This is a genomic window from Natrinema pellirubrum DSM 15624, assembly GCF_000230735.2.
GTDB classification, from domain to species: domain Archaea; phylum Halobacteriota; class Halobacteria; order Halobacteriales; family Natrialbaceae; genus Natrinema; species Natrinema pellirubrum.
The window spans coordinates 287207-312362 of record NC_019962.1 but is presented as its reverse complement, the minus strand read 5'-3'; the positions used below and the strand labels follow the sequence as shown (position 1 = coordinate 312362).

28 protein-coding genes are annotated in these 25156 nt (G+C 64.0%); 17 read left to right on the top strand and 11 right to left on the bottom strand.

Annotated features, from left to right (window positions below):
• Positions 1–67 precede the first annotated feature (67 nt).
• From NATPE_RS01565 to NATPE_RS22050, 4 genes are all read left to right on the top strand, one after another.
• A complete protein-coding gene (locus NATPE_RS01565; RefSeq protein WP_006180363.1) occupies positions 68–385 on the top strand; it encodes an EMC6-like membrane protein in 318 nt (105 codons plus the stop codon).
• 1 nt (position 386) lies between these two features.
• Complete coding sequence (locus NATPE_RS01560) at positions 387–2201, top strand: ribosome biogenesis/translation initiation ATPase RLI (RefSeq protein WP_006180364.1); 1815 nt, start codon at positions 387–389, stop codon at positions 2199–2201.
• A gap of 241 nt (positions 2202–2442) precedes the next feature.
• Positions 2443–2760, top strand: a complete 318-nt coding sequence (locus tag NATPE_RS22055; protein ID WP_152422562.1) for a twin-arginine translocation signal domain-containing protein — start codon at positions 2443–2445, stop codon at positions 2758–2760.
• 806 nt (positions 2761–3566) lie between these two features.
• The gene (locus NATPE_RS22050; RefSeq protein ID WP_152422563.1) at positions 3567–3833 is read left to right on the top strand and encodes a hypothetical protein; all 267 of its coding nucleotides are present in this window, start codon (positions 3567–3569) and stop codon (positions 3831–3833) included.
• 199 nt (positions 3834–4032) lie between these two features.
• Here the strand turns inward: NATPE_RS22050 and NATPE_RS01555 are convergent, their stop codons facing one another.
• Positions 4033–4554: an archaemetzincin family Zn-dependent metalloprotease gene (locus NATPE_RS01555; RefSeq protein WP_006180365.1), complete on the bottom strand. Its 522-nt coding sequence runs from the start codon at positions 4552–4554 to the stop codon at positions 4033–4035.
• A 39-nt stretch (positions 4555–4593) separates the two neighbouring features.
• On the opposite strand from NATPE_RS01555, the gene NATPE_RS01550 reads away from it, so the two are divergent.
• The 3 genes from NATPE_RS01550 (at position 4594) to NATPE_RS01540 (ending at position 6667) form a co-directional block, all read left to right on the top strand.
• The gene (locus NATPE_RS01550; protein ID WP_015298677.1) at positions 4594–4998 is read left to right on the top strand and encodes a UPF0146 family protein; all 405 of its coding nucleotides are present in this window, start codon (positions 4594–4596) and stop codon (positions 4996–4998) included.
• 81 nt (positions 4999–5079) lie between these two features.
• Positions 5080–5745, top strand: coding sequence for a metalloprotease family protein (locus NATPE_RS01545; protein ID WP_006180367.1), 666 nt, complete (start codon positions 5080–5082; stop codon positions 5743–5745).
• A gap of 40 nt (positions 5746–5785) precedes the next feature.
• Positions 5786–6667 carry a TIGR01548 family HAD-type hydrolase gene (locus NATPE_RS01540; RefSeq protein ID WP_006180368.1) on the top strand — a complete coding sequence of 294 codons (882 nt, stop codon included), beginning with the start codon at positions 5786–5788 and terminating at the stop codon, positions 6665–6667.
• Between the two features lie 19 nt (positions 6668–6686).
• Here the strand turns inward: NATPE_RS01540 and NATPE_RS01535 are convergent, their stop codons facing one another.
• Positions 6687–6887, bottom strand: coding sequence for a response regulator (locus NATPE_RS01535; RefSeq protein ID WP_006180370.1), 201 nt, complete (start codon positions 6885–6887; stop codon positions 6687–6689).
• A gap of 28 nt (positions 6888–6915) precedes the next feature.
• The gene (locus NATPE_RS01530; RefSeq protein WP_006180371.1) at positions 6916–7464 is read right to left on the bottom strand and encodes a Rieske (2Fe-2S) protein; all 549 of its coding nucleotides are present in this window, start codon (positions 7462–7464) and stop codon (positions 6916–6918) included.
• 111 nt (positions 7465–7575) lie between these two features.
• On the opposite strand from NATPE_RS01530, the gene NATPE_RS01525 reads away from it, so the two are divergent.
• The 4 genes from NATPE_RS01525 to NATPE_RS01510 all read left to right on the top strand — a co-directional run bounded on the left by NATPE_RS01525 (position 7576) and on the right by NATPE_RS01510 (position 10759).
• On the top strand, positions 7576–7842 hold the full coding sequence (locus NATPE_RS01525) for a hypothetical protein (protein ID WP_006180372.1): 267 nt from the start codon (positions 7576–7578) through the stop codon (positions 7840–7842).
• Between the two features lie 88 nt (positions 7843–7930).
• On the top strand, positions 7931–9640 hold the full coding sequence (locus tag NATPE_RS01520; RefSeq protein ID WP_006180373.1) for an acyl-CoA synthetase: 1710 nt from the start codon (positions 7931–7933) through the stop codon (positions 9638–9640).
• 106 nt (positions 9641–9746) lie between these two features.
• A complete protein-coding gene (locus NATPE_RS01515; protein ID WP_006180374.1) occupies positions 9747–10169 on the top strand; it encodes a universal stress protein in 423 nt (140 codons plus the stop codon).
• A gap of 80 nt (positions 10170–10249) precedes the next feature.
• The gene (locus NATPE_RS01510) at positions 10250–10759 is read left to right on the top strand and encodes a GNAT family N-acetyltransferase (RefSeq protein ID WP_006180375.1); all 510 of its coding nucleotides are present in this window, start codon (positions 10250–10252) and stop codon (positions 10757–10759) included.
• Between the two features lie 29 nt (positions 10760–10788).
• Here the strand turns inward: NATPE_RS01510 and NATPE_RS01505 are convergent, their stop codons facing one another.
• Positions 10789–11790, bottom strand: a complete 1002-nt coding sequence (locus tag NATPE_RS01505; RefSeq protein WP_015298676.1) for an IS5-like element ISNpe18 family transposase — start codon at positions 11788–11790, stop codon at positions 10789–10791.
• Positions 11791–12032: 242 nt separating this feature from the next.
• On the opposite strand from NATPE_RS01505, the gene NATPE_RS01500 reads away from it, so the two are divergent.
• On the top strand, positions 12033–13199 hold the full coding sequence (locus NATPE_RS01500) for an ISH3-like element ISH27-2 family transposase (RefSeq protein WP_012289254.1): 1167 nt from the start codon (positions 12033–12035) through the stop codon (positions 13197–13199).
• Positions 13200–13400: 201 nt separating this feature from the next.
• The gene (locus NATPE_RS22925; RefSeq protein WP_342342173.1) at positions 13401–13730 is read left to right on the top strand and encodes a DUF5816 domain-containing protein; all 330 of its coding nucleotides are present in this window, start codon (positions 13401–13403) and stop codon (positions 13728–13730) included.
• On the opposite strand, the gene NATPE_RS01490 is transcribed toward NATPE_RS22925, so the two are convergent.
• From NATPE_RS01490 to NATPE_RS01470, 5 genes are all read right to left on the bottom strand, one after another.
• Complete coding sequence (locus NATPE_RS01490; RefSeq protein WP_006180379.1) at positions 13727–14179, bottom strand: DUF2391 family protein; 453 nt, start codon at positions 14177–14179, stop codon at positions 13727–13729. The two genes, NATPE_RS22925 and NATPE_RS01490, sit on opposite strands and share 4 nt — an antisense overlap.
• Before the next feature lie 70 nt (positions 14180–14249).
• Entirely contained in the window at positions 14250–14984 is a 735-nt protein-coding gene (locus NATPE_RS01485) for a hypothetical protein (RefSeq protein ID WP_006180380.1), read from the bottom strand.
• Between the two features lie 50 nt (positions 14985–15034).
• Positions 15035–16420, bottom strand: a complete 1386-nt coding sequence (locus NATPE_RS01480; RefSeq protein WP_006180381.1) for a sodium:calcium antiporter — start codon at positions 16418–16420, stop codon at positions 15035–15037.
• 69 nt (positions 16421–16489) lie between these two features.
• The gene (locus NATPE_RS01475; protein ID WP_006180382.1) at positions 16490–17155 is read right to left on the bottom strand and encodes an AIM24 family protein; all 666 of its coding nucleotides are present in this window, start codon (positions 17153–17155) and stop codon (positions 16490–16492) included.
• Between the two features lie 93 nt (positions 17156–17248).
• Positions 17249–18841, bottom strand: a complete 1593-nt coding sequence (locus NATPE_RS01470; RefSeq protein WP_006180383.1) for a GMC family oxidoreductase — start codon at positions 18839–18841, stop codon at positions 17249–17251.
• 191 nt (positions 18842–19032) lie between these two features.
• Between NATPE_RS01470 and NATPE_RS01465 the strand changes: the two genes are divergently transcribed.
• Together NATPE_RS01465 and NATPE_RS01460 are read left to right on the top strand one after the other, a co-directional pair.
• A complete protein-coding gene (locus tag NATPE_RS01465; protein ID WP_006180384.1) occupies positions 19033–19497 on the top strand; it encodes a pyridoxamine 5'-phosphate oxidase family protein in 465 nt (154 codons plus the stop codon).
• A 174-nt stretch (positions 19498–19671) separates the two neighbouring features.
• Positions 19672–19884 (top strand): hypothetical protein, encoded by a 213-nt coding sequence (locus NATPE_RS01460; RefSeq protein WP_006180385.1) that lies wholly within the window; start codon positions 19672–19674, stop codon positions 19882–19884.
• Positions 19885–19968: 84 nt separating this feature from the next.
• Here the strand turns inward: NATPE_RS01460 and NATPE_RS01455 are convergent, their stop codons facing one another.
• Positions 19969–21351 carry an FAD-dependent oxidoreductase gene (locus NATPE_RS01455; protein WP_006180386.1) on the bottom strand — a complete coding sequence of 461 codons (1383 nt, stop codon included), beginning with the start codon at positions 21349–21351 and terminating at the stop codon, positions 19969–19971.
• Between the two features lie 410 nt (positions 21352–21761).
• Positions 21762–22601: an ion transporter gene (locus tag NATPE_RS01450; RefSeq protein WP_006180387.1), complete on the bottom strand. Its 840-nt coding sequence runs from the start codon at positions 22599–22601 to the stop codon at positions 21762–21764.
• A gap of 243 nt (positions 22602–22844) precedes the next feature.
• Here NATPE_RS01450 and NATPE_RS01445 point away from each other — a divergent pair, with 243 nt between their 5' ends.
• Positions 22845–23705 (top strand): SRPBCC family protein, encoded by an 861-nt coding sequence (locus tag NATPE_RS01445; protein WP_006180388.1) that lies wholly within the window; start codon positions 22845–22847, stop codon positions 23703–23705.
• Positions 23702–24871, top strand: a complete 1170-nt coding sequence (locus NATPE_RS01440) for a zinc-dependent alcohol dehydrogenase (protein ID WP_006180389.1) — start codon at positions 23702–23704, stop codon at positions 24869–24871. The genes NATPE_RS01445 and NATPE_RS01440 overlap by 4 nt, the downstream gene beginning before the upstream one ends.
• Positions 24872–25156: the final 285 nt, after the last annotated feature.

The following is a 25156-nucleotide window of genomic DNA, read 5'->3' as shown; positions in this document are numbered from 1 at the left end:
ATCGATCGCGACTCCTCGAGAAGCCCAACCCGAACGCCTTTTCAGCCCCGCCCGCGGACATCCTTCTATGTCGACCGAATCGATCAGCGACCGACGCGAACACATTCGCTCGGTCAGCGTCACCGCGATGTCGGCGTTGCTGGGCGTCGGCGCGGCGCTTGCGTCTACTACCTGGGTCGGGACCACCACCGAGGCCGCCCAGAACACGCAGGCGCTCGCGTTCGTCCTCGGCGCAATTTTGCTCCAGTACGTCGTCATCAACGCTGCGGGGATCTACGGCGACGACGAGTTCGGGGCGAAACACTACCTCTTCGTCGCGTTCATGACCTTCTCGCTGTGGTTCGTGACGTGGGGAATCCTGCTGACGGCGGAGGTCACGGGCTAACATGGCCGACGACAGCATCGCCGTCGTAGACCTCGATCGGTGCCAGCCCGATCGCTGTGGCTACGAGTGCAAGAACTACTGCCCGCCCAACCGGACCGGGAAGGAGTGTATTACCCTCCGCGGTGAGGAGGCCGCCGAGGGCCAGCCCGAGCAGATCCACATCTCCGAGGAGATCTGCCTGGGTGAGAGCTGTGGGATCTGCGTCGAGAAGTGTCCGTTCGACGCCATCGAGATCATCAACCTGCCCCAGGAACTGCAGGACGAGCCCGTTCACCGCTACGGCGAGAACGCCTTCTCGCTGTACGGCCTGCCCGCTCCACAGGAGGGACAGGTCACCGGCATCCTCGGCCCGAACGGGATCGGGAAGACCACCGCCGTCCGCATTCTGGCCGGCGAACTCGAGCCCAACCTCGGCCGTCACGAGGAGGAACCGGGCTGGGACGAAGTGCTGGAAGCCTACCGAGGGACCGAACTGCAGGACTACATCGCGGACGTCCGGGACGGCGACGTGACGATCTCCCGAAAACCCCAGTACGTCGACCAGATCCCCGAGAGCTTCGACGGTAACACCCGCGAGCTGCTCGAGCGGACCGACGAGCGCGGTGCCCTCGACTCGCTGGTCGAACGCCTCGAGATCGGGCCGGTCATGGACCAGTCGATCGACGACCTCTCGGGCGGGGAACTCCAGCGGGTAGCCATCGCGGCCACGCTGGCCCGGGACACTGACTTCTACTTCCTCGACGAGATCACGCCGTATCTCGACATCGGCCAGCGCGTGACCGCGGCGCGACTGATCCGGGAACTCGCCGAGGAGGAGGACAAGTCGATGCTGGTCATCGAACACGACCTCGCGATCTTGGACCTGCTGGCCGACACGCTCCATGTCGCCTACGGTGAACCCGGCGCGTACGGGGTCATCACCTCGCCGAAGTCCGTCCGCAACGGGATCAACGAGTACCTCTCGGGCTATCTCGACAACGAGAACATGCGGATCCGACCGAACCCGATCGAGTTCGAGGAACACGCACCCCGGAGCGTGAGCCGTGCCGATACGCTCGTCGAGTATCCCGACCTCACCAAGAGCTACGGCGACGGTGAGTTCACCCTCGAGGTCGAGGGCGGCACGATCCGGGAGAACGAAGTCCTGGGCGTCGTCGGTCCCAACGGGATCGGGAAGTCGACCTTCGCGAAGCTGCTAACAGGGAACCTCGAGCCCGATGTGGGCGACGCCGACCTCGATCTGGACATCTCGTACAAGCCCCAGTACGTCACCATCGACCAGCACATGCGGGTCGATGCGTTCCTCTCGTCGATCACCGACCAGTTCGGCTCCTCGTACTGGAACACGGAGATCGCCCAGCCCTTGCAGTTAGAGCGGATCATGGAGCAGAACCTCTCGGACCTCTCGGGCGGGGAGCGCCAGCGGGTCGCCATCGCGGCCTGTCTCTCCGATTCGGCCGATCTCTACCTGCTCGACGAACCCTCGGCCCACCTCGACGTTGAACAGCGGGTCCAGGCCACGAAGGCGATCCGGCGCTACGCCGAACAGCAGGACGCCACCGTGCTGGTCATCGACCACGACATCTACATGATGGACCTGCTCGCCGACCGGCTGATGGTCTTCGACGGCGAGCCCGCCGTTCAGGGCCGTGCCGGCCAACCCCAGTCCATGCGCGACGGCATGAACGAGTTCCTCGCGAACCTCGAGGTCACGTTCCGCCGCGACGAGCGCACCTCCCGACCGCGGATCAACAAACCCGAGTCCCAGCTGGACCGCCAGCAGAAAGACGAGGGCGAGTACTACTACGCGCCCTGAACGAGAACAAATAGCGTCTTCTAGAGGATCAGACGAGGAGAGATTTGATCAAGGAAGGAGGAAAGTTGATTCTTCGAGTTTTTTAATCCTTATTGTTAAATTATTTAGTGTACACCATTATATTACAATTAATGTCGAAAATTACGCCATATAGTAGTAATTTTCCATATGGCCATTTTCTCATAACACATCCTGTTCCTCAGTAAGTTTTACTACTCATAGAATATAAATTGCCATTGGAATGAGTGGAGAAGATAGCGGAGAACAAAAGTTGAGCAGGCGGAGATTACTCAAAACCACTAGCGTGGCAACCGTAACCGGAATCGGTGCTGGAGCGGTCACGAGTAGCGTCAGCGCGGTGGACAAGGCAAGAGAAAATCAAGTGATTGAAGTAAACGGACGAAAAGCAAACAGATATATCGAGAAGGCTATATTTGACATCGCCGAGAGAAACAATTACGCACCGCTCAGAGAACGTCTTTCCAAGCGAGGATACAAAGTAACAGCAGAAGATGCAATGGTGACCAACGAGGTCACAAATGGAAGAGAAAAGCCGTGACTGTCTTCCTACCTCTCCTTCAGAAGGAAAATAATAACCCTCTTGGCAAATACCAAAGTCGAAAAGCCTCAGTTCAGAAACTAATATCATTGAATTCGGTCACGTGGTATGGAAGAGCACTGAACCATTGAATGGGTTCGCAATCGTGACCGGTAGTGCTGAAAAGGTCACCAAGGGAATCAATGTAATTCCCGAACAGGATAATACCGGATCCATTCTCGGGACAGAAGTAATCGAAACCGAAAGCCACGCTATTGAATTGTCGTCTCAAATCGGAGGAAAATCGGAGCAGAGAGCAACAGTGGAATCCCAGACTGATTCAACGCCATTCGTAATGACAGTAGATATGGACACAGAAACAGTAAAGCGAATTAGCGGTTCGAGCGTTAGGGGAACTGATACAACCGACGGAGGTGTGACCACCGCCGCGACATCTTGTCCCGACAGCATTCCGGTCATTCTCGGTACAATCGCTGGTTGTGGAGCCTCATGTTCCAATTGTGGTAGCCTTTCAATAGGTAATCCGACGGCAATCTTCGGTTGTATCGGCTGTGCCTCATGTGGCTGTGGACTCGGTTGTTGTCTCGGTGAACGATCGTCAACGCTCTGCGCAGCGGCAAAATCATATCTATCACTTCCGGACTACATCGCCGCATCTGGCACTACAGAGGGCGCTATTTGCGTCAATGAGGGGTGTAATGATAATACGTGCTTCTGAGGCCGCCCCTTCTTCAAATCTTCTGAAATATATCATATTAATATTATAGTGCCCAAAGCTATTTCAAGACCGGAATTAAAGTGTGGGTATGGATAAGAAAAACCTATTCCATGGTTCTGGATTGATAGGTGGTGGCGCTCTTGCAGTAATTTCTCTCTTGAGTATAGCCAACAATGATTCGAATATAGTCACTACACTCATGCTCATCGGAGGTGTTGGCATGTTTCTCAGTTCCGGGTATCGATTAGTCGGGAAGCGTTCTGCCAATTTTGATCCAAACCCCATTTTAGTATGGCTGTCAGTACTGTTCGCTGCAATTGGTCTTGTGGGAGTTGTTCTATTAGTTCTTCGCTGAGAAAAATCAATATGGATTAGATATAATTTATGAATGTAGCAAACATTATGTGAATGAACGTTTCTGACCGCCTGTGAGAGTGTTTATTAGCTTGAGAGGCCAATTTCCGGAATAGTATAGCAGCAACGATGATTTACTGGTTCGATCAACCGTAGAGCTTGCTTATACAAATGGATGGGCAAATGGTGTAATATAACAGTCAACCAATCAGCCGCTGACAACTCCCACAGAGGTTCTCCTCTTTGATGTCGACCTCACGGACGGTCGGCGAGAAGTTCATCACACAGCGGTTGTTGTCGCAGTGTTCGAGGCCGTAGGTATGGCCGATCTCGTGGACGATCTCCTTGCGGACGCGGTCCTCGAAGATATCGGCCGCGCTCTGATTCGAGAAGCCGCCGTCGCTCGAGGTCTGGAGCCGGTAGGTCGAAACGACGCTCCCGCTGCCGTCGAGATAGGCGAGACCGAAGACGTAGTTTCGCCGCCGATAGAAGAGGTCGTGGGGGGTAATCGCGATGTTTTTCTCGCCGCGACCGACCCGTTCGGCGAGTTGGATGAAGGTCTCGGCGGAGTACTGGTTCCGGTCGGAGTCGTAGGCACCGTTGGGGACCGACTGCGAGTCGTTGATCGAGACGTCGCAGTCGTAGACCGATCGCAACGCGGCGGAGGCCGCCCGCTTGACCTCGGCGGGGACGCTGCCGACCGGCACGATATCGACGAGCATAGCAAGGGCTATGGCCGCGGGTGGCATAAACGTCCCGCCGTGGCCCACTCTCGCCGGAATCCCCACGCGTTGCTCGAGGTCCTCGCGGACTACGATCGCGTCGTCGAGATCGGAATCGGCCGCCGGACCGATCTAGCGCGAGCGCTGGCCGACCACGGGGTCGCCGTCACCGCGACGGACGTCCACGAGCGCGACGTGCCGGCGGGCGTGGCGTTCGTCCGCGACGACATCGTCAATCCCGAGCCGGCGGTCTACGCGGACGCGGACGCGATCTACGCGCGGAACCTGCCGCCCGAACTGCATCGCCCGGCCCTCGAGGTCGCCCGGACCGCCGACGCCGAGTTCCTGTTTACGACGCTGGGCGGCGACCCGTCTGCAGTGCCGGTCGAACGGAAAACGATCGAGACGGGGACGCTGTACGTCGCTCGAGCGCGCGGAGAGTAGACGGTCGGATCGCGATCGGCGCGACGACGACGACAGTTCGGTTCGAATGAGTTATCACCCGATGGACCGTTCCGGGAAGCGATGGCTATCGGAGTCGACCACGTCTTCGCGCTCGCGGTCGTGGTCGTCGTACTCGCGTGGATCGCCGGCGCCGGTCACCTGGTGTCGCTCCCGTTTCGACTCGCAGCCGCGCCCGGGACCGTCGTTCACGAGTTCGCTCACAAGCGGGCCTGCGATCTCGTCGGCGTGCCAGTCGTCGAGGTCGAATACTTCCGGCTCGGGTCTCCGGCGGGATACGTCCGCCACGGCCAGCCCGACCGGTATCGGGAGACGTTCGTCATCAGCGTCGCCCCGTTTCTCGTCAACACCGCCCTCTCGTTCGTCGCCTTTCTCGCCCTCGCCGCGGTCGCGACGACGGCGGCCGACAGTCGGTCGTCGCTAGAGGCGTTGCTCGAACTGGTCGAGGTCCTCGGCGGCGCCTCGACGCCGACGCTCGCGCTGGCGATCGGCCTCGGCTGGATCGGCCTCGCCGTCGGCGCGAAGGCCTTCCCGAGTTTCGGCGACGCGAACACGCTGTGGACCCGTTCGCGGGCGGAGTGGCGGCGGTCACCGATCGTCCTGCTCGGGGTCCCGGTCGTCGTCGCTATCTACGTCGTCAACGTCCTGTCGTGGCTGTGGGCCGATCTGCTCTACGCCGTCGGCATCGCGATCGTCGCGTTCGCCGTCTTCGGCGCAGTCGGCCTCTGAAATCGGTCCCCTTTATTTCCGCGGGCCCGTCGGGACGGGTATGAACGCAGACGCCGTCGTGCTTGACGTCGACGGAGTACTCGTCGACGTCGCCGACTCCTACCGCCGGGCGATCGTCGAGTCCGTCGAGGCGGTCTACGACCGGACGATCCGCAAGGCAGGCATCCAGCGGTTCAAGGACGCGGGCGGGTTCAACAACGACTGGGAACTAACGTACGCCGCCGCGCTGTACATCCTCGCGACCGAGGAGGGGTACGACGAGTCGCTCGAGATCTTCACCGACGGGATCGCTGCGAACGGCGGCGGCCTCGAGGCGGCCGAAAGCGTCGTTCGCGACGGGATCGGCGCGCGGGCGACCCAGCGCGTGACCGGCCGCTGGGACCGCGAGCGGCTGCGGGACGTCTTCCAACAGTTGTATCTCGGCGACGAACTCTACCGCGGGCTCGAGGGCGGCGAGCCCGATCTGGAGCGCGAGACGCCGGGCTTTATTCACGACGAGCCGGTGTTGCTCGAGCCCGAGACGCGCGATCGGCTGCTCGCGTCGTGGGACGTTGGCGTGCTGACGGGGCGCCCGGCGGCCGAGGCCGAGATCGCCCTCGAGCGGGTTGGCCTCGACGACGCGGTGCCGCTCGAGCATCGCTTCACGATGGACGACTGGGAGGAGGGCAAGCCGCATCCGCGGGCGTTGACGACGCTTGCCGGGCGGTTCGACGCCGATTCGGTCGCGTTCGTCGGCGACACGCTGGACGACGTGCGGACGGCGGTCAACGCGAGCGACGCCGACCCGGACCGCGAGTACCACGGCATCGGCGTCCTCACTGGCGGGCTGACCGGCGACGAGGGCCGTCGGAAGTACGAAGACGACGGTGCGGCGGCGGTCCTCGAGTCGGTCAACGACGTGCCGGACCTGCTCGAGTCGTAGGCGGGAGACACGCAGGCCGTCAGGGCGCGTCGCCGGGAAACCGGACGAACGTCAGCCAGAAGTCCTCGAACGAGCGGCCGCGTTCGATGAACGCCTCGGGCTCGACGGGTTTCTGAACGGAGGCGTTGGCGTGCGGGTCGGACGAGCGAGCGAGATCCTCCGCCGAGGGCGAACTCGTCAGCACGATCACGGGGATCGACCGCAGTTCGGGTTCGGACATCAGTTCCGAGGGGATATCGGGGGCTGGACTACGCGCGTGGCTCGTCGAGCCGCCGGCAGGAATCGAACCGGTCGTCGGTCAGATAGACGTTGCCGTCGCGGACGGCGACCGCGATTTCCTCGAGGGCGTCACCCCGGCAGGGACCGGCCGTACAGACGCCGTCGTCACAGTCGAAGCGAGCGGCGTGTTCGTGACACACCAGTTGGTCGTCCCTGACGATCGCGCCAGGGCCGGGATCGAGTCGGACCTCGGGCTTGTGGGGACAGGAGTTGCGCCACGCGAGGACGTCGTCACCGCGTCGTCGGAGGATCAGTTCGGTCCCGCAACGGTCCCGGCGGGCCTCACAGCGAAGCGTGCCGTCGGTCGGGACGGCCGACAGCGGTGCGACGTAGCGTGGCTCGCGGTCGGGATCGGTCCCCGCCGGTTCCGCGCCGGCGTTGTCGCCGCCGCTTCCGTCCCCGTCGACGCTGAACCGGAACGTCGCGCCGTCGGTCGAAACGTCGCCCTCGTCGTCGTAAACTCGGACCGAGGTCGCGTCGTCGTCGTCCTCGAGCGTCACCCGGACGGGATCGGTCATATCCCTCTTTTTCGGCCGGCCTAAAAATAGGTTCCGGACGGGCGACAGCGGGCGTGTTCGACTCCCGAAAACGCGCGATACCACTTTAGGGGTGCCCGGCGAAGCGGGCGTATGGACGACGAAGTCACCGTCGACGTCGAGGTCGAAGTCGAAGTGGATTCGAACGAACTCGAGATCGAGGTCGGCGACGAACGCGAGTTCGAGGGCGAACTCGAGGCCGACGGACTCTCGATCGAGGTCGAAGCGGAGATCGAAGTCGAGGGCGAAGACGGGGAAACGACGGCCGACGAGGAAGAAGCGTCCGAAACGGACGGGGAACCCGAGGCGAGCAACGACGAAGAAGAATCCGAGGCGGACGGGGAAAGCGAAGAAGACTGATTCGGCCCCGTGGTCGCCGGCCCGTCGACCACTTCTCATTTTCGCGCGTGTCGAAAGAGGCTATGTGCTGGCCTCGGTATCACGAGCCATGAGCTGGACGGTCATGCCGGCGTTCGAGTCGTACGAGCGGGCCCGCGAATCGTTCTCGTGGGACCTCCCCGACGAGTACAACCCCGCCGTCGACTTCCTCCGGAAACACGAGGACACGAGTCAAACGGCGCTGCGGTACGAGACCCCCGAAGGCGGCCTCGAGACCTACTCCTTCGATGAACTCGACGACCGGTCGGATCGGCTCGCCGCCGCACTCGCCGACCTCGGCGTCGGGGCGGGCGATCGGGTCGGCGTCGTGATCCCGCAGAAACCGGGGAACCCGATCACGCACCTCGCGAACTGGAAACTCGGTGCGGTGTCCGTGCCGCTGACGGTCCTGTTCGGCCGCGACGCCTTACAGTACCGGCTCGCGGACAGCGAGGCGAAAGCGGTCGTCGTCGATCCGAGCGTCCGCGAGACCGTCGACGAGATCCGCGAGGAGTGTCCCGCCCTCGAGGCCGTGATCGAACTCGACGACGGCGACGCGGTACGGGGCGACGCCCACTCGTTCGAGGAGTTGATCGCAGCACATGAGCCCGGGATCGACGTCTACGACGCGACGCCCGAGACACCGACGGCGATCATGTATACGAGCGGATCGACGGGGCCGCCGAAAGGCGTTCGACACAGCCACGCGCTCTGGCTCGGGCGGGCCGCCGCGGCCTACAATTACTTCGACGGCGGACTGGCCGACGGCGAGGCCACGCTCTGGACACCCGCCGACTGGGCGTGGGGCGCGGCACTGGGCGGCACGCTCTTCGCGGCCTGGCACCACGGCTGCTCGGTCGTCGGCTGGCCCCGCGACGAGTTCGATCCCGACGATGTCTACGACCTGCTCGAGCGCCACGACGTGACCGAGGCGTTCATGCCCCCGACGGCACTCCGGTTGCTGATGGGCGTCGACGACCCCGAAGATCGGTACGATCTCTCGATCAGGACGTTCGCGTCGGCCGGCGAACCGCTCACCTCGGAGGTCGTCGACTGGGTCGGGTCGACGTTCGACGATGTCGCGATCAACGAGTTCTACGGCCAAACCGAACTCAACCTCGTCGTCGGGAACGCGGCGCGGTGGTTCGATACCCGCCCCGGCAGCATGGGCAAGCCCCTGCCCGGCTACGAGATCGCGGTGGTAGACCCCGAGACGGGCGAGCGCCTCGAGCGCGGCGAGGTCGGCGAACTGGCTGTCAAACCCGGCGACCGGCGGGTCTTCTTCGACGAGTACCACGGCCTGCCGGAGAAGACGGCGAACAAGCGGACCGAAGACGTCCCCGCGAGCGGAGCGAGCGGGGAGTCGGAAGAGCAACGGTCTTCCGGAAGGTGGTTCCTGACCGACGATCTGGTCGAGCGCGACGAGGACGGCTACGTCTGGTTCCACTCGCGAGCCGACGACGTGATCCTTACCAGTGGCTACCGCGTCGGACCGACGGAGGTCGAGGACGCGGTCCTCGCCCACGAGGCCGTCGAACAGGCCGGTGTCGTCGGCGTCCCCGACGAGACACGTGGCGAGGCGATCAAGGCCTTCGTCAAGCCGGCCGTCGACGACTACGACCCCGAGGGACTCCGTGCGGAGATCCGTGACCTGGTCCGGGACCGCCTCGCCGAGTACGAGTATCCGAAACACATCGAGTTCGTCGAGCGGCTGCCGACGACGACGACCGGCAAGATCCGCCGCCGGTCCCTGCGCGAGGGCGACGGAACCGACGAGTAACCCGTCGGGCGTGGGGATCGTCCGAACCGCTCGAGCGCGGTCGAACCCCTCCGGCGCGGTGACAGTCACGGCCGGTTTTATTGTTGCCGAATGCCAACCACTGCGCATGTACCGCGTGTTGATGCCCGTCGATGCCAACGAGGACCGCGCAGTCGAACAGGCCGAGTACGTCGCGTCGCTGCCCGACGCGGCGGAGTCGGTCGAAGCGTACATCCTCTTCGTCTTCACCGAAAACAGCGAGAAGCTCCCGAAGGAATTCGAGAAGTTCAAGTCCGCCTCCCGGATCGGCTCGGTCCGGCGCGCGAAGGAGCGCCTCGAGGAGGCCGGCGTCGATGTGACCCTGATCGAGGACAGTGGCGATACGGAAGACGACATCCTCGAGGAGGCCGAGGGCTACGACGTCGATTCGATCGTTCTCGGCGGCCGGAAGCGCTCGCCCGTCGGCAAGGCGATCTTCGGCAGCACCACGCAGGGCGTGATCCTCAGGTCCGATCGGCCGGTCATCGTCACCGGCGGCGGCGGGGAGTAATATGACAGACCGTTCCCGCTCGTAACGTCGGCTGTTTCTGCCGGCAGCCATCTTATCCGGATCGGCGTCGACTACCCAGTATGGAGATACGGGAGCCGGAACCGGACGAGAGCGAGCGGATCCGGGACGTGGTAGAGAGTTCGATGACGACCTCGTTCAGGCTCAGCCCGGGCCAGATCGACGGGATCACCGACGAGGAGTTCGCCGACGACGCCGTCAGCGACCGACTCGAGGACGACGAGACCGTCCTCTACGTCGTCGAGACCGGCGCGGAGATCGAGGACCGAACCATCGCCGGCGTCGTCGAGGGCCGACTCGAGGACGGGTGGGGCGAGATCGACTGGCTGTTCGTCGATCCGGAACACCGCGGCAAGGGGATCGGGACGGAACTCTACGAGACGGTGACCGAGCGCCTCCGCGAACGCGGGGCCGACCACGTCCGCGTGACCGTCCTCGAGGAGAACACCGAGGGCCACGGGTTCGTCGAACGGTTCGGCCTCGAACACGACGGCGATCGGGAGGTCGAGATCGCCGGCGAATCGCTCGTCAAGTACGTCTATACTCAGTACATCACAAAGCCGCTTAGTTAGAACGTCTGCTGAGCGTGTCATAGAATCGATCACAGGGTTTTGAGCTTCGTTCGTCCGGGATTGTGTCCTCTTTCGTAGTTGGTAACTGCGACGATCACGCGGAGACTCAGTGCAAGGAACACCTGTGTTCGTGCATGTACGCGGCCTCGGGCGCGGACGTGCCCGAGGCCGCAGTCCTTGCAGGCTTCGTTTGTTCGTTCCACTTGCGTCCGATGATCATACGTCTCGGCGAGTACTGATTGTTTGAGACTGATGTCTTCGGCGTGTTCGTCAATGCGGTCCTCGACCCTGTATTCGATGTCAAGCGGATCGTCCGTATTGCGTGGGTTGTACGGCGCAATCGGCACGACTCCCTGCGACAGCAGGAAGTCGTGCCACTCCAGCACGTCGTAAGCGCTGTCTCCGAGCATCCAGATCGGTGTATCGACGGCGAGCGCGTCCTTCGTGACGCGCATCGCCGTCTCAGCATCGATCTGCTTTCGCTGTGTGAACTCTGCAGCAATCGGAATCTTTGGCCCGGCCGACACAATCACACAGCCGAATCCGTAGTAGTGTTCCTCAGCCGTTGAGTCGTAGTTCCACGTCGCTTCATCGTTGTACTGGATTGCAGTGACGTGAGTCGAATCGATGCGGTATGTGGAGTCGAGCAGGCCCCGGCAGGCGGCCTGCTCGACGAGGCGGTCGAAGACATCATCCACCACCAATTCAAGATCGGTGAGAAACCGATCAACAGTGTCTCGTGAGGGCGGCTTCTCGAAACCGCAGGAGAGCCAAGTGAGTGTATTGTGGAGTTCTCGTGTGACTGGTCGTGGGCCGTAGATGCCTTTGTAGTAGCAGTGCAGGAAGCCTTTGAAGAGTTCTGGGGGCTTGTGGACTCGTGTTCGCCCCCTCGAAGCGGGGGCGAACACGTCGTACTCCAGCAGAAACTCGAACTCTAAGTACTCGAATAGCGGTGCTGTCTCCGTAGCCGCGACATTCAAGAAGTCGTCAACCGAAGCTACGCCTTGCAGGGTTGTGGCGCTGCTGGACATAGTTTCCACACCCTGCTGCCTTCGTTGAGAACGTTTCTATGACACGCTCCACCAGCCAGTTATAGTAACAACGAGCGTGTCATAGAATAGTTCTCAGGAGGCGTTGTTCACGGTTTCGCCCTTGAGCAAAACCCATGACTGACGAAATTCATAGGATTACACGCGAATTGGAAGCTGTATAATCGCCAAGTTGAGGGTATGAGACGTATTCTATGACACGCTAACGTCTGCTTGCTGAAGGTGTGTCTACGACCCAGCAAGCAGACAGTGAGATTCACGAGGACCAGCTCCTTAACTTCCTCGTCAACTGCCTTGACGAGGAAGTTTCTCTCAACCTCGCCAACAACGCTGAAATCGGTGCAGAGGACATCTACGAGGTCCTCGTCGGCGCGACCGCCGACGGGACCTCGATCTCGACGCTGTGCAACTCCAGTGAAGACTCCCCATCGGCGAACACGATTCTCTATCATCTACGGACGAAGTTCGAGCCGGAACGGCTCGAACGCGTCGCTAACACGCTTCTTCGCCGAGACATCGTCGAACTGCTCCCCGAGCAGGTGGAGGTCTGCGCAGACCTCCACCTGCGGCCCTACTACGGTGATGAAGACGACACGGAGAACCTCTATCACTCGGAAGCCAAGCGTGGAACCACCGCATTCCACGCCTACGCCACACTCTACGCGCGTGTGAAGAACAAACGCTACACGCTGGCGGTGCGCCGTCTCGAAGACGGCGACACCGCCAGCAGCGTCCTCGCTGAGTTCCTCGGTGTCCTCGACGGCCTTGACACCGACGTCAAGGCCGTCTATCTTGATCGCGGATTCTACGACAGCAAGTGTCTCACGCTGTTACAGACGCACAACTACGCCTACGTTGTCCCGATCATCCGGTGGGGTGAAGCGATTCAGCAGGAACTCTCGGAAGGGTGGAGTCGCGTCATCCAACACGATCTGACGGGGAAACTCGACGGTCACAGCTGGACCGTCGAGTTTCCCGTCTACATCGACTGTACGTACCTGAACGGACGGTACGACGAGCACGGCGTGGCGCGTCACGGCTACGCCGCTGACGCGCCGTTCATCGAGAATCCACGCGACGCTCGATACCACTACTCGAAACGGTTCGGTATCGAGTCGAGCTATCGGTTGTCTGAGCAAGCGATAGCGACGACAACGACGCGAGACTCCACGGTGAGACTGCTGTACGTCGTGGTGAGTCTGCTGTTGCAGAACACGTGGCGGTATCTGCACTACGAATACGTGGCGACGCCGCGCCGAGGCGGGCGTCGCCTCTGGTGGTGGCCGTACAAGGAGTTCGTGAATATGGTTCGACGGGCAGCGTGGACGGCCCTCGCGGTGCGTCGGGCCGTCCCCGCGAACCGGCCACCAGACGACCGGTTCCACCGGTAGTCACCCACCGAGTACGGCGTCTCCGCAAGTGGCAACGCTGTCGCGTCGGCGGCTGAGCGCCGCCGACAGCGACAGCTCCGCCTTCGATCAGCGTTGCTCAACCGTGATCGACGACTCACCACAACAGAACAGATGGCTCAAGTCGGATTAGCCGGCGATGCTTTGTGAGGTACTGATACTGGGCCGGAGACGGACGTCGATCTGCCGACGGACTCGCGCGCCGACGAGGCTGACACCGCCGACACCGCCGACGAGGACCTCCCCGGGACGGAGACGACCGACGGCGATCTGACCGCGACCGACGACGGGACGACGGTCTACATCGACCGCGACGAGGCCGAATCCGGCACCGCGGCGCCGTTTTTCCACACCTACGAGGACGAGGACCGAAAACAGCAGTACGGCTATTACTGTGCGAACTGCGGCTCGCTCGCGGTCTCGATGGACAACATGGAGCGGCTCGCCTGTCCCGACTGCGGGAACGACCACGCCGAGCGGTCCAAGGAGTCGTACGACGACTCGCGGCTCTAACCGTTCTTCGCGAAGATGCTGTCGGCCGTCGCCGCACCGACGACGCTGAACACCGAGCCGACGCTGATGGCCTTGAACGTCGTCTGTGCGACTTCGCGGGTCGTCTCGGCGTCCTCGAGGAACGTGTCGGGGGCATCCAGTAAGAGCGCGAGTACGGTCACCGCGCCGAAGGAGACGATCATCAGCGAGATGAAGCGCAACGGAATCCCGGCGACCTCCTGCTCGTCGTCGACGTCGCGGGTCGTGTCGGCGGTATACAGCGCGCCGTAGCCGATCCCGAACACCACGATCACGGTCCCGATCGCCTGGAAGAGGTTCATGCTCGCCGCGAGCGTCCAGACCTCCTCGGTGACCACGAACGGGCCGGCGAGCAGGAACCCGCCGACGATCTGCTGGGCCGAGTCCGCGAGCCGGAAGTCCCGCGGCCGGCGCGGCCGTCGAAGTTTCATAGCGGTCGATTATAGCGGAGCGGTAAAACGCCCCCGTTTGTCGAGTGCCGGCACCCGGCAGCGGAACCGTTCAGACGAACAGCAACAGCGCAGCGTACCCCGCCGCTCCGATGGCGAACGCCGGGAACCGACTCTCGCGGTCGGACGGCAGCTCCTCCTTGATCACGTTGAGGACGATCCCGCCGGCCAGAAAGGGCACGAACACCGAGACGAGGAGATCGGTGTCCTCGAGGGCGTATCCGACAACGACGCCGACGAGAACCGCGGCCGACAGCACCCACCGGCCACGGTGCCGATAGGTCGGACCGTGGTGGTTCCGAAGGCCGTCGTCGGTGACGAGGAAATGCAGCGCCATCGCGACGAAGAAGGGGAAGAGCCCGCCGAGTTCGCGGTCCAGAAGCAGGGCCCCGACGATCGCGTTGTAGACGGCGAAAGAGCCCACGTGAATCCAGAACACCGCGGTCCCGGACCGGTCGCCGTCCGCGCCGGGATCGAGGGTCGACCGCCGGGCGAACTGCTCGAGACCGTAGAAGGCGACGAAGCCGAGCAGGGCGATCAGGTAGCCAGCCGATTCGCCGGTCGCCGCCCCGCGGGCCCCGAGCGTCGTCGCGGCCGCGCCGATCTCGGGCAGGAGGTGGACGAACACGTACGCGACCGAGACGCCGCCGGCGAGGGAGAGCCACCGGCTCCGCGGGATCCGCCCGCCGACGCCCAGTCGGCCGGCGAACAGATGCACCAGTGCGAGGGCGACTGCGAGCGCGGGAGCGAGCGCCGCATCGGCGGGAAGCGGGCCGATCGAGGACACGCTACGAGGGCGTCACCACCTCCGGCTCCGTATGTCTATGGCCGGCCGGTTCAGTCGTCAGCGCTGTGGGGCCGTTCATCGCCGGTCGATATCGCGTCCCCGACGGTTCCCGCGGTTCGGCGAACGAGGCGCCCGAGCGCCCGCCGACGGCGGACGAACAGCGCCGTCCCGAGAACGAGGTAAAGCCCGCTGTAGAGCAACAGGAGGTCGGTACTCGAGACGGGCAACGCGACGAACGCCCGGATGATGGCGAACTCGAGCAGTACCTGCGAGAGAAACAGCATCAACAGCGTGACCGCTTCTTTCACGGAGATCTCGAAGCGGATCAGCAGGGAGATCGCGAAGAACGATTGGGCGGCGGTCAGCCAGATCTCTGCGGACTGTTTGAAGTCGAACGCGAGGACGCCATAGCTGCCAAGCGCCAGCGAGTGAACGACCACGAGGGTCCCGATCAGCAGCGTCCACTGGTTGAGCTTCGACGAGATCAGGGCGTTGAAGCCCGCCGTCGAGCGGGCCTTGTTGACGAGGTAGACGACGACGATCAGTTCCGGCGCTTCGGAGGCCAGCGGCGCGATCCACTGGATCATGAAAAACGAGGGGATCCCGACGCTCTCGCCGAGGGACTCGAGGCCGTGGGCGAAGGGTTCGACGGCGGTGAAGATCATCACGCCGGAGTAGGCAAACAGCAGGAGGACGGTCGCGATCCGGGCAGGCTTCGGGAACGACTGGAGGTACGCCGGAACGCCGACGTGGTCCATGTCGGGTTCGACCTCGCCCCGGAGGATGACCGCGATATAACAGACGTAGAGCCCGACCAGAAACAGCATGTCGAAAACATCGATCCCGCCGTTGAGCGGGACGAGAAAGGCCCACAGCGTCGCGAGCAACAGGAAGACGATCTCGAGGCCGATCTCCCGGTCGAGGACGACGACGTCCGAGAGGAACCCGTCGCGTCGCTCGACGGCGGGGTCCGCCGACGACCCGCTACGGTAGATCGTAAAGAGGGCGACGCCGGCCCAGCCGATGCCGATGAGGATGCGGTTCGCGCCAGTCATGTTGGCGACGGCCAAGTTGCCGGCTTCCATCCCGCGTTCGGTCCCGGCGAACACGCCAGCGTTCCAGGCATAGAGCGCGTCGACGGCGTACTCGGGTGCGACGGCTAACACGGCGAGGACGGCGATCGCGAACGCCTGTGGAACGTCTTTCTCGGCGGTTTCGGCGGCCCACGCGAGCAGGAACGCAGCACCGAGGACGGCAAGCCCCGTGAGGATCACCGTCGCGAGCGTCGAGAGCGTTCGGAGCGCAGCCGGCGCTTCGTACCCGACCCCGACCGTCGTCGCAACCCAGGGGAGGAAGTCGGTTGCCCCCACGACGGCGACCCAGGGGAGAGTGAGTGCGACCGCGACCGAAATCGCGCCGAGCGCTCGTCGTTTCATGGAAGTCGTCTAGGAACGCGTACCGGTCCACCGGTGATACGTGGGACGGTGTGATGCCGGTGATGCCTGCTATTGCTGTGGCGTCCGCTCCTCGTAGGGCTGGACGACGACGAACCCCTCCGACCCCGTGAACTCGAGCTGGTAGGTCTCGCCGGAGGACTGCCCGATCATATTCGAGAACGCCTTGTCGACGTGACTGCCCGGCGTCGTCCCGCTCCAGGCGACGGTCGCACTGGGGTCGGTCCTGACCGGCGGTCGCAAGACCAGGGGCTCCCCGTGGGTCGTGATCGCGACGGTCCCCGGTCCCTCGAGAAAGACGTTGGTCAATCCACCGGCCGAGAAGCCGGCGATGCTCTCGACGGTCCTGATCTCGTAGTCGACGCTCGGCTCGAACGCGAGGACGTCGTTGCCGTTGACCGAGATCGACTGGCCGGCATCGAGTTCCAGCAGTTGGATCTTCTTCTCCTGATCGGCGAGATAGAGGTGGCCGGTGCCGGTCGCCTCCATGACCGGGGTCCCCTCCCCGGTCGCCTTCTCCTTGAGGAAGCCGGTGATGCCGCCCTCGGCCGAGGAGATCCCCTCGAAGGAGAGGTCCCCGTCGTAGGCGATCATCGAACCCGCCTTGGCGATCACGGAGCCGTCGACGGCGACGTCGAGCAGCTTGTCGCTCTCGAGTTGGAAGGCCTCGCCGCCGGCTTTCGGTTCGTTCTCGGTGACGAATTCGTCGACGTCCATAGTCACTCGAGGGTTCGAAGGGGACGATGAAATAGTTACTCATCCATCAATTCCGTGCCGCGAGACGACGGCGGTGGCGCTCGAGCGCACCGATCAGTTGTCGGTTCGAACGAGGTCGGCCGCCTTCTCCGCGATCATCGTCGTCGGCGCGTCCGTGTTGCCGCTCGTGATCGTCGGCATCACCGAGGCGTCGACGACGCGCAGACCCTCGACCCCCCGTACCCGGAGCCGGTCGTCGACGACCGCCAGCTCGTCGTCGCCCATCTTGCAGGTGCCGACGGGGTGATACAGCGTCTCGGCGGTCTCGCGGATGTACTCGATCAGTGCCTCGTCGCTTTGGACGTCCGATCCCGGCACCACCTCTTCGCCGCGGTACTCGTCGAACGGCTCGGTCTGCAGGATCTCCCGGACCAGCTTGATCCCCTCGAGCAACACCTCGAGGTCGTCTCCCTCGGTCAGGTACTGTGGATCGATGGCCGGCTCGTCGAAGGGGTCAGCCGACTGGAGCGTGATTCGGCCGCGGCTGTCGGGACGCAGGCGGAGGGCACCGAGCGAGAAGCCGTGGCCGTCGGGGTTGTCGAAGCCGTGTTCGACGAAATACGACGGGCCGAAGTGAAACTGGATCTCGGGGCGGTCGGCGTCGTCGGTAACGGTCGCGAAGCCGCCGGCCTCCGCGACGTTCGAGGTCAGCGGCCCCCGCTTCAGGAGGAAGAACGTCGCGAGGTTCAGCAAGGAGTCCGCGTCGGCGAGGCTGATCGGCTCCTCGCACTCGTAGTTGACCCCGACCTGCAGGTGGTCCTGCAAGTTCCGGCCCACGCCCGGGCGGTCCGCAACGACGTCGATGTCGTGGCGCTCGAGGTGGTCGGCCGGACCGACACCCGAGAGCATGAGCAATTGCGGCGAGTTGATCGCGCCGGCCGCACAGATCACCTCCTTGCTCGCATCAACCGTCGCGGGGCTGCCGTCGCCGTCGTCGCGGGCGTACTCGACGCCGACGGCCGTTTGGCCGTCGAACCGGATCCGCGTGACCCGTGCCTCCGTCACCGCGGTCAGGTTCGGCCGATCGAGGACGGGTTTCAGATAGGCGTCGGCGGCGCTGTGGCGGCGACCGTCCTCCTGGGTCACCTGATAGAAGCCGACCCCCGCCTGCTCGCCGGCGTTGAAGTCCGCGTTGTGGGACAGTCCGACCGCCTGCCCCGCTTTCACGAAGGCCTCGCTGAGTTCGTTCGGCGACCGAATATCGTCGACGTGTCGCGGCCCGCCGATCCCGTGGTACGCCGACGGGCCGCGGGCGTTGTCCTCGGCCCGCTTGAAGTAGGGCAACACGTCCTCGTACCCCCAGCCCTCGTTGCCCAGTTCCGCCCAGCGGTCGTAGTCTTCGGGCTGGCCCCGCACGTAGATCATCGCGTTGATCGAACTCGAGCCGCCGAGCGTCTTCCCGCGGGGCCAGTAGAGTTCCCGATCGTCGAGTGCCGACTGGGGCTCGGTGTGGTAGTTCCAGTCGACGTCGGACTGAAAGAGGTCCGAAAACGCCACCGGAATCGAAATTTCGCGTTGCTCGTCGGGCTCGCCCGCCTCGAGCAGCAGTACCTCGTCGCCGTCGGCCGACAGCCGGTTCGCGAGGACACAGCCCGCGGGCCCCGCACCGACGATCACGTAGTCGTAGCCGCCCCCGCTTCCCGTCATGCTACCACACACCATATAACGGGGACCTAATAGTAGTATCCCCGACGGCAGACCACGACGTGGGGCGGCGGGCACAGTCTCTCGAGCCGTTCCTGGTGGCCCTCGAGGACGGCCCCGACGCACTCGAGTGATCGACCCGAGTCGAACAGCGGGGTCGAGCTTTTTCAGTCTGCTCTCCGAAGCGGTTCCGTATGACCGAGTTCCGCGGCGCGTGGGACGAAGACGACGTCGAAGCGTTCCTCCAGGAGGCGACCATCCCGATCCGGCTCGCGACCCACAGGCCCGACGGGTCGCTGTGGCCGGTCGCTCTGTGGTATCGCTACCGCGACGGTGCCCTCGAGTGTGCGACCGGTGCGAACGCCGCAGTCGTTCGGTTCCTCCGCCGCGAGCCGGCGGTCGGCTTCGACATCTCGACGAACGACGTGCCCTACCGCGGGATCAGGGGGACCGGCACCGCCGAGATCGCACCCGACGAGGACAAGGCCATCCTCCGGGCGCTGATCGAACGCTACCTCGGCGACACGGACTCACCGCTGGCAACACGGCTGCTCGACGACGACCGCGAGGAGGTCCGCGTTCGGATCGAGCCCCGGGAGATCTACAGCTGGGACTACAGCAAGCGGATGGGACGGGAAGCGGGCGAAAAAACGGTGTAGCGCGGGCTCGAGGCTGCAATCACGACTCGCGCCCGTTCGCGGAAACGGCGGTGGCGATGCGAGCCGGGCCGGCCGACCGCCGCCGAGGGGATCGCGAACCAGTCAGTACGGCTGTCAGTTCGGTCAGCGATGACACAGCTATATTTCGATTGGTACCGTATCCCAAGCGGGCCAATGAGTTCCGACACAGCCACGCGAAAACAGCGAACGACCTGCGAGGAGTGTGGCCTGCCGTACTACGGCAGCGAGACGGATACCTGCCCGTATTGTGACCGTGCGGCCGGCGGAGTACGAGCCGACTCGTCATCGGCGGCGACCGCTCGAGACGACGACCCGTCGTCGGTTTTCGAACGGCTATCGAACAGGATCCGAGCGGTACTCGGCTAGCGGGCCAGACGGACTGTCGAAAGTCGTTTCCAGCGCGAGCGCGACGTGTGCGGTTTCACCGGGAACCCGTTCCGACGGACCGTCTCAGTCGTCCGCGCCGGGCGCGGCGACTTTCTTGCCGGCCGAATCGTCGCCACGGGGGAAGTTGTCGATCGTCTCCTCGCGGAACGCTTCCTCGTCGAACTCGTAGTCGCCCTCGAGGAAGTCAAGCAGCGTGTGCGTGTCCCGCATGGCGTTCTTGAGACAGGTCGAGGCGCCCGGCGACGGCGTGATGTTGAAGATGACGTCGTCGCCGACGATCTTGGCCTCGCCCATGTCCAAGGACTTGTTCTTCGTGTCGACGATCTGCGGTCGGACGCCGCCATAGCCTTTCGCGCGTTCGATGTCCTCGAGTTCGACGCTCGGGACGACCTTCTGGACGTGGGGCAGGAACTGCTTCCGGCCGACGTTCGGGAGGTCGTAGACGAGGTTCTGGAGGACATAGGGCAGCAGGACCCGATCCGAGAGGATGTTGGCGTAGCTGAGGAAGGCGGCCGCGTTCAGCCCGAAGACGTCGAGGAAGTCCTTGACCGTCGAGATGCGACCGCGCTCGAGGGCGGGGACGAGCTTGGCGGTCGGGCCGAACCGGGTGATCGAGTCGTCGTGGACGTCGGCGTCGCCGTGGACGGCCGCGAAGGGCAGCTTCTTCATCTGGAGCGTGTAGACCTTCCCGTTCAGGAGGTCGTCGGCGAGGAAGAAACTCCCCGCGATGGGCAGCAGGACCTTGTCCTGACCGTAGCCCAGTTCCTTGGCCATCTGGAGGCTGTGGGAACCGGCGGCGACGACCGTCGCGTCACAGTCGAACCGGCCCGCGTCGGTCTCAATCGTGTAGCCGTCCAGCGTGGGCGTGATGTCCGTGACCTCGGTCCCGGTGAAGACGTCGACGTTGGCCTCCTCCTCGGCCTCCTCGACGAAGGATTTGGTCGTCTGACCGTAGTCGACGACGTAGCCGTCCGGCGTCTGCAGCGCGAGCATCTCCGTCGAGGGGTCCCGTCCCTCGACGACCTTGGGTTCGATCTCGCCGATCTCCTCGCGGTCGATCGGGCGGAGCTTCGGGAAGAGGTCGCCGAAGCCCTCGTCGTGGTATCGCTCCTCGAGTTCGGCGACTTCGTCCTCGCCGACGCCGAGTACCATCTTGCTGCGCTTGTCGTGCATCTCCCGGTCGGGGTCGTAGTTCTCGAGGTAGCCGGCGAGCAGTTCCGCGCCCTCCTTGACCTCCTCGGCTTTCTCGAGCGTGTAGTTGGTCTCGATGTCCCCGAAGTGCAGCGTCTGGGAGTTGTTCGTGTGATGCGAGTTGATCGCCGCGACCTCCGACTCCTTCTCGATCAGGGCGATCGAGTCGATGTCAGTGAACTTCGCGGTCGTGTAGAGCAGCGATGCGCCACTGATACCCCCACCGACGATGACGAGATCGTATTTACCAGACATTATTGGATCGTGTGAGTCCGTAGTGCATCCCCTCGACTCCAGACGTATAACTCATATTTTTTCGATCCGTACCTCGACAGTCGTCGATATGTGTATCGACGTGGCTGGCGTTCGGTTCCATCGCTCGGACGCATCAGCGCAATATTCGACAACAGGCCCGCCATATCGGGTGTTTTTACCGTCTCCATCACCTGGACACCGGGCTGCTATGCCGGTACAAACCGTTCGTTTCGGCCCGATTCGACCGTAGATACCCCGCGCGTTCTATCGACAGTCGACGTATCGGTTCGATCGTGATGCTCGGGTGATAGCTACATCGAGTCGGCCACGATGGGCAGCCGTCGGAACGGATCGTCGGACCGGACGGAAACGACACCGGCGTTTCATCGCGATCTGACAGGGCCGCTGGGTCACTCGCTCGAGTCGACCTCCTGATAGATGACGTGACCGCAGGCCTTGCAGTGGGTGGCGTCCCGATCGTGCGACGACAGCCCGCAGCTCGGACAGGTGACATCGATCTTCTCCCGGCGACTCCACTCCCGGACGATCTTGCTCGCCTGCCACGGGAGGACGATGATCCCGGCCAGGATCGACGCCACCGTGATCCACCGCCCCGCGGCCGTGATCGGGACGATGTCGCCGAACCCGACCGTCGACAGCGCCACCACGACGTAGTAGAACGCATCTCCGAACGTGGCGACGTCGGGGTTGGCTGCGTGTTCCGCGCTGTAGAACAGTCCAGCCGAAACGAACAGGAGAACCAGCACCGTCAACAGCAACTTCGACGCGCGCAGGGCGTTGTCCGAAATCGTCCCGAAGAAGAACTCCGCGTCCTGCGTGAACCGATAGAATCGGAGGGCCCGAACCACCCGAACGACCCGAAGGAACCCGATCCCGGCGACCGTCCCGGTCCCCGGCAGGAGGACCACGAGCAGCGTCGGGAGGATCGCGAGCAGGTCGACCACGGTGTAGGGGTTCATCGCCTCCGCGAGGCGGTCTCTGGCACCGTACAGCCGCAGGACGTACTCGACCAGGAAGACGCCCGCGATCGCGACCTCCACTCCCCAAAGTCGTGTCCGTAGCTCCGCGGGGAGCGAATACGTCTCGGCGACGAAGACGGCGACGAAGACGAGGTTCAACACGAGCAGCGCAATGTCGATCGCTTTCCCCAGCAGTGTCCGGTGATCCAGCAGGTAGAACCGGACGGTCTCGCGGCGATCGCGGCTCCCGGGCGCGGCGTCAGTAGGCATCCGACAGTCGCATTCCACGAGCGAGACACGTAGGCCCTCGGATCCACGAGGACCGTCAGTTGCGATCGGTGGACCGATATTCACTCGAGGGCGTGTCGCCTCGAAGCGGGCCGGTCGCTCTCGTATCGGCCCGGAACGGGACTGCTCGAGCCTGCGTTTGCGGGGCCCACTGACAAACGACCGGTCGGTGAACGTCGCGACGGAACTAATGAGGCGATCCCTTCTTACACGAAACGAGAGGCCGTGTCCGGGCAGATCGGTGGACCGACGGCCGGCGACGGGGCGACGCCGCCAGCGCCGACGAACCAACCAGCGGATCCGTCCGGAGGTGAGCGACTCGTGGCGGCCGATCGCCAGGACGTAACGATCGCGGAGCCGCGGCTCCCGGAGTCGGGCCCGTCGCGGCGGTCACTGGGCCGGGGCGGCCGACTCGCCGCAGCGACCGCCGGCGGCACCCTGCTGGTGCTTGGGCTCAGGCGACGATCGCTCGGCGGCGTCACGGCGGCGGTCGCCGGCGGCTGGCTGCTCTACCGGGGACTCGTCGGTGGCCGAGCAGACAGCGATGCGGAAGGGACGCGTTCTGCAGGCGAGGCCGATCGAGAGGACGCGACGACCGCGGTGGAAACGACCCGCTCCGTCACGGTCGGCGCGCCGACGGACGAGGTCTATGAGCGCTGGCGCGACCCCGAGACGATGTCGCGTCTCTACGGCGGCCTGCTCGAGGTCACTGCGCGAAGCGAGAATCGCTGGCACTGGACCGCGAGCGGCCCCCTCGGCGCGAGCGTCTCGTGGGACACGCGGGTCATCGAGGACCGCCCCGGCGAGCGCCTGCGCTGGGAGTCGCTCGGGAACGCGCCCGTCGACAGCGAGGGCTCGGTCCGCTTCCGCGAGGCCCCGGCCGGCCGCGGGACGGAAGTGACCTTCCACTTTCGGTTCGAGCCCCCGGGTGGCCCCGTCGGCACCGCGGTGACCGACCGCCTCGGGATCGTCCCGGAGTCGCTCGCGGCGGTCGTCCTCGACCGGTTCAAGAGCCTCGTCGAGACGGGCGAGATACCCACGCTCGAGTCGAACCCCTCCGCCCGCGGCGCGGGTGATGCCCTATGAGGGCGCTGTGCTGGCACGGCGAGGGGGACATCCGGGTCGACGAGGTGCCCGCCCCCGAGATCGCCAACCCCCACGACGCGATCGTCGAGATCACCGCCACGGCGATCTGTGGCTCCGATCTGCACCTGTACGACGGCTACGTCCCCTCGATGCGGGAGGGCGACATCGTCGGCCACGAACCGATGGGCGAGGTCGTCGCGGTCGGCGAGGACGTCGAGACCCTAGAAGAGGGCGACCGGGTCGTCGTTCCCTTCACGATCAGCTGCGGCTCCTGTTGGTTCTGCGAGCAGGACATGTACTCGCTGTGTGACAATTCGAACCCCAACGCCGAGCTGGCCCGGAAGACGATGGGCCAGTCGCCGGCCGGGCTGTTCGGCTACTCGCACATGCTGGGGGGCTACGCCGGTGGACAGGCGGAGTACCTGCGGGTCCCCTTCGCCGACGTCGGCCCGATCACGGTCGACTCGGACCTCCCCGACGAGCAGGTACTGTTGCTCTCGGACGTGTTCCCGACGGGATACATGGCCGCCGAGAACGCCGAGATCGAAGAAGACGACACCGTCGCGGTCTGGGGCTGTGGCCCGGTCGGCCAGTTCGCCATCCAGAGCGCCTGGCTGTTCGACGCCGGCCGCGTCATCGCGATCGACCGCGTCCCCGAACGGCTCGCGATGGCCCGCGAACACGGGGACGCCGAGACGATCCACTTCGAGGAGGAGGACGTCTACGACCGGCTGATGGCCATGACCGGCGGCCGCGGCCCGGACCGCTGTATCGACGCGGTCGGCACCGAGGCCCACGGGACCGGTCTCATGGGCCTCACGGACAAGGCCAAACAGCAGGTGAACCTCGAGGCCGATCGGCCCCACGTCCTCCGACAGGCGATCAAGTGCTGCCGGAAGGGCGGGACGCTCTCGGTCCCCGGCGTCTACGTCGGCCACGCGGACAACGTTCCCGTCGGCCCGCTGATGAACAAGGCCCTGACCGTCAATACGGGGCAAACGCACGTCCAGCGGTATCTCGAGCCGCTGCTCGCGAAGATCGAGGACGGCGAGATCGATCCCTCGTTCGTCGTCACCCATCGGGAACCGCTCGAGAAGGGGCCCGAGATGTACGAGACGTTCCGCGACAAGGAGGACGGCTGTATCAAGGTCGTACTGGATCCCTGACTGGAGACGGAGTCGGCGACCGCTCGGGACGTGCGACGAGGCGGTGGGGCTGTTTCTCACCGATCGCGTCGCGCTCGGGCTCCCCCGCCGGATCGGCTCGTTCCTCGACGATGTCCGCCGGAAGGGCCACGGCCTGTTCAGCAACTGCACGGATGAGGAGTCTCGTCAGCGGCATCGCCGGCCGCCGCCGGCCGGTGATACTCCAGCGGCCAAGACGTATCAGCTCGGACCGAACGCAACTTATGATCCTGCTTACGGTATGACAGTCCCATGTCCGGGCCGACG